This window comes from Treponema sp. OMZ 799 (assembly GCF_024181365.1).
GTDB lineage: Bacteria > Spirochaetota > Spirochaetia > Treponematales > Treponemataceae > Treponema_B.
The window spans coordinates 669080-682474 of sequence record NZ_CP051301.1 but is presented as its reverse complement, the minus strand read 5'-3'; the positions used below and the strand labels follow the sequence as shown (position 1 = coordinate 682474).

The following is a 13395-nucleotide window of genomic DNA, read 5'->3' as shown; positions in this document are numbered from 1 at the left end:
GAGATGATAGACTTAATCGTTTTTTTAGGCAATTACGGAAAAAAATACGAAAATACAAGGCATAACGCAGCTTGGGTACTATGCGATTCAATAGAAATAGGCTCAAATGCTATATGGCAGGGTAAATTTAAGGGGCAATATGCAAAACTGCCTTCTTCTATGACCTGCGGAAGGGCCGTGCACATTCTAAAACCTGAAACCTACATGAACCTGTCGGGAGAAAGCGTAATAGCTGCCGCTTCTTTTTTTAGACTAAAACCTGAAAATATTTTAATCGTGCATGATGAGCTGGAATTAAAACCCGGTATTCTCAGCTTTAAGTGGTCAGGCGGTCTTGGGGGGCATAACGGTTTGCGGTCGATAAAATCGGTTTTAAACACGGCAGATTTTTTCCGTCTTAGGATAGGCATAGGCCGGCCCGATTTTTCTTCCCAAGGAGGAGAGGCCTCCCCAGATATTTCAGGCTATGTGCTTTCCCGCTTCGCACAATCCGAATTGGACGTTCTAAAAAGCCAAGTATCCAATGCAAATTCTTTTTTTAAAGAATTATTAGAAGCTGATGAGCCTCAAATTCTTATAAAAAAATGGGCCAAAGTGCCGCCTCCGCAGAGCTAAACTCTTACTTAAGATTTTTTTTATTTTTCCGAAACTAAAATGAGGATGAGTATGAAAAAATCACTATTCTTATTAGTTTTTATTGCTCTTTTTTTTCCAAGAGCTTTTTCGGAAAAAAGCATTGAGCCTGAAGTTTATCAAAAACTCGTAGAGTCTATTGTACGTATTGAAGCTCCTAAAATTAAGGACGGGCATATAATCTTTACTTCAACCGCTAAACGTCATGTAGGTATATCCTTTTCTCATGAAGATTACAAGCATATTCATTCCTTTCAAAAGCTCCCCCAGAGCGAATTATATGAAGGAAAAGAGCCCATCTTATTCTATATTTTTCCGATTCCCGATGAGCTGACTGAAATAAAATACAGACTTGTGATAGACGGGCTTTGGTCATCGGATCCGATAAATAGAAACATAGTTTTCGATCGGATACACAGCATGAGTGTTTCACGTATTGAAGTTCCTTACAAAAAAGAGTATAAAACCGAGGTGAATAATAAAAATTCCGTAAAATTTACCTACTTGGGAGAACCTAAAAAAACTATAAGACTTGCCGGGTCATTTAATAATTGGGACCCCTTTATGTATGATCTTATAGAGGTTTCTCCGGGGAGATATGAATTGAGTTTACATTTACCGCCGGGAACCTGGTTCTATGCTTATTTTTCAGGCGGAACAAGACTTCCTGATAACACAAATAAAAACCATGTTTATACTGTCGATGGACGAATCGCTTCGGTTATAACGGTTCAGTAAAGCGGAGGTTAAGTATGCACGAATATATTATACAAGGCGGATTTCCCGTAAAGGGAACAATAAAGGCAAGCGGAAACAAAAATGCAGCCCTACCCTGTATTGCTGCCGCCATCCTTTCGGAAGAACCCATTATCCTCAAAAACATTCCCGAAATTGAGGATGTGTTTGTAATGCTTCAAGTTTTTGAAGCTCTGGGAGGCCACTACGAAAAACTTGAAAAAAACGTATTTAAGCTACGGATGGAAAAGGTAAAAACGAGCAAGATACCGGAGGATCTTGCATCTAAGATAAGGGCCTCAATTTTATTTGCCGGGCCTCTTTTGGCAAGAACAGGCAAGGCCATTTTGCCTCCTCCGGGAGGAGACGTTATCGGAAGGCGCCGTCTCGACACCCATTTTTTAGCCTTGACGGAATTGGGCGCCAGAGTCGAAACAGATCAAAATTTTTCTTTTATTGCACACAAGCTGATGGGAGAAGATATCTTTTTAGATGAAGCATCAGTTACCGCAACGGAAAATGCTATTATGGCAGCAAGCCTTGCAGAAGGAACTACCATCATATCAAATGCTGCAAGCGAGCCCCATGTTCAAGAACTTTGTAGAATGCTGAATAAGATGGGTGCAAAAATCAGCGGAGTAGGCTCTAATATATTGACCATAGAAGGGGTAGAAAAGCTAAGCGGTACGGAACACCGCATAGGCCCCGACTATATGGAAATAGGCTCTTTTATCGGCCTTGCAGCCGTTACTCGCGGTCAACTTAAAATTACCGATGTAGAACCGAGAGACATGCGGCCTCTTCGTGTAGCCTTCGGCAAGTTGGGCATAGGCTGGACCCTGGAAGGGACAACCCTTACCGTTCCCGATAAGCAAAAGATGCAGGTAAACTGTGATCTTGGAGGAATGATACCCAAGATCGATGATGCCCCATGGCCCGGCTTCCCGCCTGACCTTACAAGCATCATGACAGTAATTGCAACGCAGGTAGAAGGCACGGTTTTAATCCACGAAAAAATGTTTGAATCCAGAATGTTCTTTGTAGATAAGCTGATCGGAATGGGAGCCCGCATTACCTTGTGCGATCCTCACCGTGCAGTTATTTCGGGACCAAGCTCTCTTCACGGAGGCGAATTGGTTTCTCCCGATGTAAGAGCCGGCATGGCCATGGTAATAGCCGCCTGCTGCGCCCGCGGAGAAAGCATTATCCGAAACGTCTACCAGATAGAAAGAGGCTATGAGCATTTGGTAGAGCGGCTCAAATCTATAGGCGTAAAAATAGAGCTTAGCGAAAAATAGAAAGCATCTTTGTTTTCTAGATAAAAACTATTGACCATCCTTGGTTTTTTTTGTAAATTCTCACCCGGCTGTATATCTTTAATCGCAGTGTGCTGCTGTATTTTTAACGATATTTTATTCTGTAAGCATATAAAATTTTACTTACAGAATAAGATACTAACCTGCACTAACATTAAGCACATTTCAATTATTGAATTTTTTTATAATATTTAGGAGGATAAATTTATGAATGAAATCAATGGGAAAAAAGTATCCAATGCTCAAGTAATACGCAGATATTCTACTTTAACAATAAGAAAAAAAATAATGATTGCCTTAGTTTCGGTTTTATCAATCTTTTTGATTATTACAAGTGTGGTTCTTGTAAAAAAACTGGGAAATACTTCAAAACGAAACGCAATTGTAAAATTATATGATTCCAGCAAAAACCTTGGAGGCTTTGTCGAAACGGTTATAAAGAATGTATATGATACAAATAAAGTCTTAGCAAAAACATTTGAATCGTTCCAAGACATTCCGCCGGAAAACAGGAGATCTTATTTTAATAGTTTACAAAAAGAAATTTTAAAAGATTCGGAAAAATTTGTAGATGTATGGACAGTATGGGAACCTAATGCCCTGGATAAACTTGACTATAAATTTAAAAATACGGAAGGTCATGATAATACCGGAAGATTTATTCCTTATTGGACAAAGATTAGCGGTAAAATTTCAATGGTTCCCTTAACCGAATATGTAAGCAGTTTTTGGTATGAAATACCTAAGACCTCGCATCATGGTATCTTGATCGAGCCTAATAAATATGAGATCCAAGGAAACATGCTTTATGTCGCAGGCACCGCAATACCAATACGCGATAAAACAGGAAAAGTCTTAGGAGTTGTAGGAATTGATTACTCCCTAGATTATATGCAGGAAAAACTCTCAAAAGAAATTTTCTTTGAGTCCGGCTATGCCATGCTTGTTTCAGCTAAAGGCACTGTTCTTGCGCATAAAAACAAAAACCTAATATCAAAAACTCTTCCCGAATTTGAAAATAAAGAAACGGCAGAATTCTTTTTTGATGCAAAGAGGTCACTTGCTCCATTTTTACTTGAAACTCAAATAAACGGAAATAAACATCTTGAAGTATTTACTCCTATAAAGATAGGGCGTACAAATGAAATATGGTTTGTAGGCACTTCAATACCCGAAAAAGAAATCTATGAAGAAAGCAAAAATTTAATTAAACTTGTTTCAATAATTTTATTAGCCGGTTTTGTTGCATCAATAATCATTCTAACATTTATAATAAACGGAATCACAAAAAGAATTTCAAGCGTAGTTAAGGCCCTCAGAAATATTGCGCAAGGAGACGGGGACTTGACAGCCCGTTTAACAGGAAGGGGTAAGGATGAAATTGCAGATCTATCTCATTCCTTTAATCAAACAATAGAAAAAATAGGCTTTACAGTAAGGAATGTTGCAAACAGTACTTTGGACATGCAAAGGACAGGAGAAGCTCTTGCTGTAAACGTTTTTGAAACAGCAAGCTCAATAAGCCAAATAAGCAAAAATATTTTAAGGGTAAAAGAGCAAGCCGAATCTCAATCGGCAAGCGTGAGCGAAGCTACGGCAAACGTCGAACAAATTCTTCAAACAATAAAACAGTTAGACGGCCGAATTGAAAGTCAGGCTGCAAATGTAGCACAATCATCTTCCGCAATCGAAGAGATGGTTGCTAATATTTCTTCAGTCACAAGAATATTGGATCAAAGCGATTCGGCAATTAAAGAATTGGCAGATGCAACAGTCTACGGAAAAGAAGCCCTTCATCTTTCAAATTCGGTTACGCACAAAATTGCAGAAGAATCCGGAAGTTTGATTGAAGCATCAAATGTAATCCAGCATATTGCCAGCCAGACAAATCTTTTAGCAATGAATGCGGCAATTGAAGCTGCCCATGCAGGAGAAGCAGGAAGAGGTTTTGCAGTAGTCGCAGATGAAATAAGAAAGTTAGCCGAAGAATCCAGTATGCAGGGAAAATCAATATCGTCTGCCCTCAAAAAATTCTCGGAGGAAATTTCCATATTAGCAGCTTCTTCAAAAACAGTAGAACAAAAATTTAATGCAATATTTGAGCTTGCTGAAAATGTAAAATCAATGAGCAGCAGTGTAATGGCTGCAATGCGAGAGCAAGAAAGCGGAAGTCATGAAGTTCTATCGGCAATTCAGGATATAAACAACATAACTGTAGACGTTCAAGAAGGCTCAGGCGAAATGCTTAAGGCCGGTGAAGATGCCGTCAAAGAAATGAACAGGCTTGAGGGATTAACGCAGATCATAAATAACAGCATCCAAGAAATGTCGTCAGGAACAAGCCAAATACAAACCTCCTGTTCTGAAGTAAAGGGTATTTCGCAAAAAAATAAAATGAATATTGAAGCCCTGGCTCAAGAAGTCGGAAAGTTCAAAATATAATTAAAGCTTTAAGTTTTCAGAGCTTGTAGCTCTGAAAACTTTTTCTTTATGAATTTAAGCAAAAATTTTAACCCCTTCCTATTATGCCGAATTTGTGATATTCTCTATTTTTAGCTTAACAAAAAAGGCTCATTTTAAAGATGCTTAACTTTATTTTTAAGAGAATTTTATACGGTATTCTTACAATGTTCATCGTTGCCAGTATTACCTTTTTTTTAGTGCATATTATTCCGGGCAATCCCATTGAAACCATAGCAGAAAATTTACCTGAAGAAAGGCGTAGTGAACTTTATTCTCAATACGGATACGACAAGCCTCTTTTTATTCAATACATAGTTTTTTGGAAAAATCTTTTGGCTAAGGGCGATTTAGGAACTTCTCTTTATTACAGAGGAAGACTTGTTACCGATGTAATAAAAACCCATGCACCTATTTCGGCAAGGCTGGGACTTCAAGCATTATTTTTCGGCGTTTCAGCAGGTTTAGTGTTCGGAATCTTAGCAGCCGTAAACCGAGGAAAAAAACTAGATTACGGTGTTATACTAATTGCAGTTATAGGTATCTCCATTCCCAACTTTGTGCTGGGACAAATGCTGCAATACTTTTTCGGCATTAAACATAACCTCTTTCCCATTACAGGCTGGGGCAGTTTTAAATATACCGTTCTGCCTTCCTTGGCTTTGGCTATAGGACCTGTCGCAAAATACTCACGATATATGCGTTCCAATTATTTGGATATTATAAATCAAGATTATATTTTAACTGCAAGAGCAAAGGGGGCTTCAAAGGTAAGAATTATAAAAAGCCATATCTTGCGCAATGCCTTTTTGCCTATCATAACCATGCTCGGCCCGCAAATAGCCTTTACCTTCACAGGAACATTTGTCATCGAAAATATTTTTTCGGTTCCCGGACTCGGCTCCTATTTTGTACGCTCAATTTCCGAAAGAGATTATACAATGGTAATGGGACAAACAATTTTTATTTCTTTTTTATATGTAGCATCTCTTATTCTGGTAGACATAGCTTATAACTTACTCGATCCGAGAATTAAGATTCAAACAAAAAATGAGGTTCTTTAAAAATGGATGAGAAAATAATAACGAGCTATGATAATCAAATTAAAGAACTCAATCTAAGTCTATCTGATTTTGAACCGGTTACAAGAACAAAAACAACACTTCAAACAACAAGAGTCAGCATAGGCTTTTGGCAAGATGTGCGGAGGAGATTTAAAAAAAGCAAACGCGCCCTTTTTTCTTGTGCAGTTTTAGGCTTGATTATTTTAATATGTTTATTCGGCCCAATTTTAAGCGGGTATTCTGCCGACAACGGAAACTTAAAAGAAAAAAATCTAAGCCCATCTTTTTCGCATTTTTTTGGAACCGATGAATTGGGCCGAGATATCTTTACAAGGGTATGCAAGGGCGGACGGGTTTCTCTTATAATTGCAATTGTGGGAGCTGCAATCGACATGAGCATAGGCTTAATTTATGGAGGAGCTTCAGCCTATGCAGGCGGAAGAACAGACACAATCATGATGCGTATAGTCGAAATACTTTCAAGCATTCCGTATTTAATTACGGCTATTTTAATTTCTCTTATTTTCGGCAAAGGAATTTTTTCGATTATCATTGCAATGACGATTACAGGCTGGTGTTTTACGGCTCGTCTTGTGCGCGGGCAGGTCTTACAGATAAAAAATCAAGACTTTATTTTGGCAGCACAAGCCTTAGGCACAAGCTCATTTAAAATCATCATAAAACATTTACTTCCAAATACTGTAAGCATTATGATAATAGCCTTAACATTTGATATTCCTTCATTTATTTTTGGAGAAGCCTTTTTATCTTATATAGGCTTAGGCATTCAGCCGCCTTATACGAGCTGGGGCGTTTTAGCTTCGGAAGCTCAAAAGACAATGCTCTTTTATCCTTACCAATTATTTTTTCCTGCCCTTTTTATAAGTCTCACAATTTTATCCTTGCAGATTATAGGCGATGCACTACGGGATGCAATGGATCCTCATTTAAGGAAGTACAAATGAAGCCTATTTTACAAGTTAAAGATTTGGCAGTTACCTTCAAAAATTACGGCGGAACAATTTATGCCGTGAACGGAATTTCTTTTAATCTATACGAAGATGAAACCCTGGTTCTTGTCGGAGAATCGGGCTGCGGAAAAAGCGTTACGGCTCACTCGATTTTAAAACTCCTCCCCGGAAAAAAAACGCGCATACACGAAAAATCTCAAATTATTTTTGCAGATAAAAATATCTTGGAATATTCCGAAGAAGAAATGCAGCACATAAGAGGAAACGAAATATCCATGATATTTCAAGACCCCTTGAGCTATCTAAACCCTACAATGCCCATAGGCAGACAGGTTATGGAAAGTATTTTAATTCATCAGAAGGTAAGCAAAAAAGAAGCCTTAGAGAGAACTATAAAAATATTAGAGCTGGCTCAAATCCCTGATCCGGAAAAAAGACTCAAGCAATATCCACACGAATTTTCCGGAGGCATGAGGCAAAGGGTTTTAATTTCAATAGCCCTTGCAAGCAATCCTAAAATCTTAATTGCAGATGAGCCGACAACGGCTCTCGATGTAACAATTCAAGCCGAGATCTTGGAGCTGATACAAAAAATTCAAAAAGAAACAAGGACGGCCGTAATGCTTATCACCCACGACCTTGGAATTGCAGCCGAAGTTGCAGACCGCATTCAGGTTATGTATGCAGGAAAAATTATAGAGCGCGGAAAAGCCGAACATATTTTTAAAAATGCCCGACACCCTTACACCAAGGCATTGCTCGCAGCCGTTCCTTCAATCGACCAATTGAAAGAAACAAAACTTTATGCTCCGGAAGGCAATCATCCCGATATGCTTTCTCTTTCAAAAGGCTGCGCCTTTGCCGACAGGTGCGAAAAATGTATGAAGGTTTGCCTTACACATAGGCCTCCCGAAATGAGGGTAAGCGAAGACCATCTTACTTCCTGCTGGCTTCAGCATGATTTTGCAAAAGGAAAAAACAATGGCTGACACTTTTTTAGAAGTTTGCAATTTAAAAAAATACTTCAAATTGGGCCGTAAAGAAATTTTACATGCAGTCGATGATGTAAGCTTTTCGGTAAACCGAGGAGAAACGGTAGGCATAGTAGGCGAATCGGGCTGCGGAAAAACCACTTTGGGCAGAACAGTCCTCGGCCTTTACCGCCCCAACGGGGGAAAAATAATTTTTGACGGGACCGAAATCGGTTCAGCCTCAAAAAAAGAATTGCATGCTTTTAAAAAGAGAGCCCAAATAATTTTACAGGATCCTTTCGCTTCTTTTAATCCCCGCATGACAATTTCGCAAATTATTTCGGAGGGCATGGAAGCACATAATTTGTATAAAACAAAAAAAGAAAGAGAAGAGGCCGTATACTATCTTCTTGAAACGGTAGGTCTCGTCCCCGAACATGCAAATAGATTTCCTCATGAATTTTCCGGAGGTCAAAGGCAAAGAATCGGTATCGCCAGAGCCTTGGCTGTGCAGCCGGATTTTATAGTTTGCGATGAACCGATTTCTTCTCTTGATGTTTCAATTCAAGCCCAGATAATAAATTTATTGATAAGGCTTCAAAAAGAATTTAAAATGACCTATCTATTTATTGCCCACGATTTATCTATCGTAAAGTATATTTCGGATAAGGTCGGAGTTATGTATGCGGGAAAACTTGTAGAGTTTGCAAAAAGTGTAGACCTATATAAAAACCCGCTTCATCCTTATTCACAAGCCTTAATTTCTGCAATTCCAAGTACCGATATAGATGCTCCCATGTCGGCACGGCGTATTCATATTAAGGGAGAAATAAGCAGTGCAATCAATCCGCCCCAAGGCTGCCGATTTTACAAACGCTGCCCAAAAGCCTTTGAAAAATGTAAGTTAATTCAGCCGGAATTAATCGAAACCGAAGAGGGCCATTTTACGGCCTGCCATTTAATTCAAGATTGATTTTATTTTATTATTTTGATATAATCAAAAGATGAACAGCGGTAATAGAGTAAAACTTGTCAGAATTGCCTCCCTTATTTCTCTTATCGGAAACATAATAATATGTATTGCAAAACTTGTAATAGGAATTTATGCAAAAAGCCTTTCAGTAATCGGCGACGGACTTGACTCTGCTGCCGATGTTATCATAGCTGTTATGACTCTTGCAGTGAGTTTTATAATAAGCCGGCCTTCGGATAAGGAGCACCCATGGGGTCATCAGCGCGCAGAAACCATGGCCTCACTCATCTTAGCCTTTATAATTACGATCGCAGGCTTTCAGCTCTTTATTACGGCAGGAGGCAAGCTTATAAACGTTTATAAAAATTCCGTTATTCTTCCTATGCCTCACATTCTTGCTATCATAGTTACCCTATCTTCAATAACAATTAAATTGCTATTGGCTTTAAGCCAGCATATTTTAGGCAAAAAGGCCGGCAGCATGATAATTCAAGCCAATGCAAAAAACATGACAAATGACGTAATCCTTTCGGCTTCGGTTTTAACAGGCCTTGCAATTTCCCATTTTTTTAAGGCACCTTTTTTTGACGCAATTACAGCCCTGCTGGTAAGCCTTTGGATTATGAAGTCCGGCATAGAGCTTTTTATGGAACTGAATGTCGAATTGATGGATGGAAACACAAACGATATTTTGTATAAACAATTATTTGAGGCCGTGAATTCGGTTGAAGGAGCTCATAATCCTCACCGTGCAAGAATAAGAAGGATGGCCAGTCTCTTAGATATAGATCTGGATATAGAGGTTGATGCTAAAATGAGCATTTGCGAGGGACATTGTATAGCAGAAAAGGTAACTTCTGCAATTAAAGCAAAAATAGAAAATGTTTATGATGTAATGGTACACATTGAACCTTATGGAATTCATAACTGTGAGGAAGAAGGATTCGGGCTTTCCGAAAAAGATATAAACAACTAATTTAGCTTTGCTTTCTCTTTTTTCCAAAGGTCAATAAATTCCAGCATATATTGTTGAATATCGCCAAACCATTCCTTTTGAAACTTGCAAGCCTCAACACCCAAATACCTGTAGTGCCAGCTTTCCCATTTATAGCCCGTAATATGTTCCATATCTTTAGGATAAGATAGAGACCAGCCGAATCTCCACGCATTATTAAACATCCATTTACCGGCTGCGGTATCGGCATAAGAATCGTCAATACTTCCAAAATCAATTGTCGTACCGAGTTGATGTTGACTGGCTCCGGGAGGAGCAGAAAATACCGAAGTTTCATAAGGCCCATATTCTTTAATATATCTTTGGAAAAGCCGAGATTGATTAGCATGATCTCTGTAAGCGGAACGAATTAGAATTTCAACTCCGTCTTTTTGAGCGGCTTCTGCCATTCTCTGGAGAGGCCTTTCTGCAATTTTTGCGAGATAGATATCATGGCGATAAAGAACATATTTTCTGTCTTTTATATTTACCAACAATATAATATTTTTCGGCTTATAATCTTTATCAAGAAGATTAAGCTTATCTACCAAAATAAGCTCATCTTCTTTCTCGTCTTTTAACACTGCCGTCAAATCTTTAAGAAAATCTATTCGGTTGTTGTCTATTTTATTATAAATACTTTTGGGAAAACGTCTTGAAATATATGTACAAACTTTTTTATATACATTTTCATCATACCTTGATTCGTCTTCCGTATAACCGGCAATGAATAAAACAAAGAATAAAACAACAAAAATGTTTTTCTTCAGAGCAGAATACATAAATTATAAGCCTATAATCAAAGTATATTACTTAAATCTCATCAACGGAATGTATAATATTAAACACATCCGAAAAACCGGTTGTGTCCAAAGCCATTTTAACATCCTTAGCCGGATTCAATACATACATTTTGTGTCCGTTATCTTCACTATCGTTATGGGCAGACATAAGCACTCCAATTCCTGACGATGACAAGGATGTTACCTTTGATAGATCCAAAATTGTATCATGGTCTTTAATTGCTGAATATACTTTTTTTTCAAAATCACCGGATGTATAAAGATTAACAGTGCCTTCGATAGTTAATAACAAACGTCCGGATACATGCGATTCATTAATAATTAAATTCTCCATAAAACTTCCTTATATATGTTTAAATGTCATAATAGTGATATCATCTTCAATTTCATGGGCAATATAATCCAAAAAAGTTTTATATATTGCATTGGAAATCTCTTTAGCAGACTTAGTCTTATTCGCTGCAATTAAGCGGCGTACTCTATCATTTCCGAATTTATCGCCTTTTAAGTTTTTAGAATCCAGAAGACCGTCAGTCGTAAAGACTATAACATCATTACGGTTCATTGTAATTTTTCTGACCTTTAAGAATGGTCTGATATTTTTTACAAAGCCTAATACCCTTCCCTCTCCCTGTATTTCGATAACATTTTTATAAGAATCAATGTACATCGACATAAGAGGAATACCGCAGTTAAGATAGTATATTGTTGAGCTCTTAAAATCTATAATACCAAAAAGGCCTGCCAGAAATGTACCTTTAGGAAGATTATTTTTAATAAAGGAATTTATCTTTACTACAAGCTCTTTAAAATCGGGAGTTTCTGAAAGATAGGTATGCATAACAGACTTCAAAATAACCATCGACATACTTGCACTCAATCCCTTACCGGAAACATCTCCTATCAAAAATAAATATCTATCTTCAGACAATCTAATAAAGTCTGTAAAATCGCCTCCCAGTTGATGGGCTGAAAAGGCAACCGAATCCACATCAATAACCTTTTTTTCGACGATATCGATATTCTTTTGAATTGCTCCGATAATTTGGTCGGACATTTCTATTTCCCGGTCAAGGATAAGAACTATATCCTGTTTTGCAATATTTCGTAAATAATAAACAACCAAAAAGAAGTAAGAATAAAGACTGTTTAATACATCAAAGTCATATGTAGTATAAGCTTCTTTCCTTTTTTTAGAAGAAATGGAAATAACGCCTATCAGCTTTTGACCTTCACGTACACAAATCAATATTTCGGCATACGTGCTGTTCATAAAGCTGATTAACTCGCTCCTTACACCGAAAAAAGCAGGATTTGTCAAAACTTGAGATCTCATTACAACCTGAATGTTTTCATTCAATAAAAATTCAAAGATACGCTGATTAGCATCAAAAGTAGAAGTTACGTTTATTGTCGAATAAACAGGTTCCAATATTTCACTGTCACTAGTAATCAAAATATTGATAGAGCCGGCATTTAGCTGTTCCAACAAAATATTCGAAAAGTTTTCCATAACTTTTTCACGGCCTTCCGTATAGTCAACCTGTTGCAATTTTTCCTCTATGGCCTTTGCATATTCGGACGTATCTCCCAAGAACCATCTAAATTTTTGAGAAACAAAATTTCTAATAACGAGAAAAACAAGAGCACCTACAATCAACAAAAATATCTGAAGATAAAAATTTCGGACATAGGTAAGAACCCATGAAGCCCAAAATCCTGTTACGGCAGCAAAGACTAAAATAAAAATCAAAAACCTCAATAAGGCAAGGAACAGCTGTTTTCTATCATATACCATTGAGGTTGAAAACCCGAATGAAGTGAAGAAAACTAAAAGCAGATATCCAAGAGGTGTTATGGCTATTGCCCATGAAAAAATAGTAGAAAGATAATATACAAAGCTCCAAATAATTACGCTAAAAAGAAGAGCCATAAAATAAATTATCATCTGCTGCCTGTAGATTTTACTTCCTTCCTTAAAAATTTTATATATAGAAATCAACATGGCCAAAACAGGTACAAACAAAAGGAGGAGCCTTTCAAAGATATCTGCGGCAGGATTTCCCGCTATCATAGTTGACGTGAATTTAAAACCGGATAAGGGATTCCAAAAGAATCCTTTTACAAAGAAAATTGCCAATGAAGCAATTCCTAAATGTAAAATACCATTAAACACTGTAAAAGAAATATTTTTCTTAAGTTCAAAGTGCGGCATTTTAACGGTAAACTGTAAGGTAAAAAATGAAATTAAAACCATACCTATCATGAAAATTTTAGATACAATAAAAACCACACCTGAAAAGTTAAAATATAATGCCAATATCAAGGTCAAAAAGAGCAGGGTCGTTAATACTGTCGTTCCGGCAATCATAAAAAGATCTCTTGCATAAGGCTCTTCTTTAAAAATAAGACTTATAGCCAATATCGTTAAGACAACAAGAAAAAAGAATACAAAAACAATCAGGCCCATAGTTT

The 13395-nt window shown here is 37.4% G+C and carries 12 protein-coding genes; 9 read left to right on the top strand and 3 right to left on the bottom strand.

Translation table 11 applies throughout. From position 1 onward, the window contains the following. Positions 1-3: 3 nt before the first annotated feature. The 9 genes from pth (at position 4) to E4O04_RS03055 (ending at position 10099) form a co-directional block, all read left to right on the top strand. Positions 4-615, top strand: coding sequence for an aminoacyl-tRNA hydrolase (gene pth / locus E4O04_RS03095; protein WP_253685539.1), 612 nt, complete (start codon positions 4-6; stop codon positions 613-615). 51 nt (positions 616-666) lie between these two features. Then, positions 667-1371 (top strand): early set domain-containing protein, encoded by a 705-nt coding sequence (locus tag E4O04_RS03090; protein ID WP_253685541.1) that lies wholly within the window; start codon positions 667-669, stop codon positions 1369-1371. Positions 1372-1385: 14 nt separating this feature from the next. Continuing rightward, on the top strand, positions 1386-2666 hold the full coding sequence (gene murA, locus E4O04_RS03085; protein WP_253709871.1) for a UDP-N-acetylglucosamine 1-carboxyvinyltransferase: 1281 nt from the start codon (positions 1386-1388) through the stop codon (positions 2664-2666). 225 nt (positions 2667-2891) lie between these two features. Then, on the top strand, positions 2892-5126 hold the full coding sequence (locus E4O04_RS03080) for a methyl-accepting chemotaxis protein (RefSeq protein WP_253709868.1): 2235 nt from the start codon (positions 2892-2894) through the stop codon (positions 5124-5126). A 140-nt stretch (positions 5127-5266) separates the two neighbouring features. Beyond that, positions 5267-6208 (top strand): ABC transporter permease, encoded by a 942-nt coding sequence (locus tag E4O04_RS03075; RefSeq protein WP_253709866.1) that lies wholly within the window; start codon positions 5267-5269, stop codon positions 6206-6208. Between the two features lie 2 nt (positions 6209-6210). Next, on the top strand, positions 6211-7173 hold the full coding sequence (locus E4O04_RS03070) for an ABC transporter permease (protein ID WP_253685549.1): 963 nt from the start codon (positions 6211-6213) through the stop codon (positions 7171-7173). Next, entirely contained in the window at positions 7170-8168 is a 999-nt protein-coding gene (locus tag E4O04_RS03065; protein WP_253709864.1) for an ABC transporter ATP-binding protein, read from the top strand. Before E4O04_RS03070 ends, E4O04_RS03065 begins: the two co-directional genes overlap by 4 nt. Continuing rightward, complete coding sequence (locus E4O04_RS03060) at positions 8161-9123, top strand: ABC transporter ATP-binding protein (protein WP_253709862.1); 963 nt, start codon at positions 8161-8163, stop codon at positions 9121-9123. The genes E4O04_RS03065 and E4O04_RS03060 overlap by 8 nt, the downstream gene beginning before the upstream one ends. Positions 9124-9154: 31 nt before the next feature. Then, positions 9155-10099, top strand: coding sequence for a cation diffusion facilitator family transporter (locus E4O04_RS03055; RefSeq protein WP_253709860.1), 945 nt, complete (start codon positions 9155-9157; stop codon positions 10097-10099). On the opposite strand, the gene E4O04_RS03050 is transcribed toward E4O04_RS03055, so the two are convergent. The 3 genes from E4O04_RS03050 to E4O04_RS03040 are packed head-to-tail and all read right to left on the bottom strand — an operon-like array spanning position 10096 to position 13390. Further along, positions 10096-10899 (bottom strand): M15 family metallopeptidase, encoded by an 804-nt coding sequence (locus E4O04_RS03050; protein ID WP_253709858.1) that lies wholly within the window; start codon positions 10897-10899, stop codon positions 10096-10098. The two genes, E4O04_RS03055 and E4O04_RS03050, sit on opposite strands and share 4 nt — an antisense overlap. A 31-nt stretch (positions 10900-10930) precedes the next feature. Beyond that, the gene (locus tag E4O04_RS03045) at positions 10931-11254 is read right to left on the bottom strand and encodes an STAS domain-containing protein (RefSeq protein ID WP_253709856.1); all 324 of its coding nucleotides are present in this window, start codon (positions 11252-11254) and stop codon (positions 10931-10933) included. A gap of 9 nt (positions 11255-11263) precedes the next feature. After that, complete coding sequence (locus E4O04_RS03040) at positions 11264-13390, bottom strand: PP2C family protein-serine/threonine phosphatase (RefSeq protein WP_253685561.1); 2127 nt, start codon at positions 13388-13390, stop codon at positions 11264-11266. Between the last annotated feature and the right edge of the window lie 5 nt (positions 13391-13395).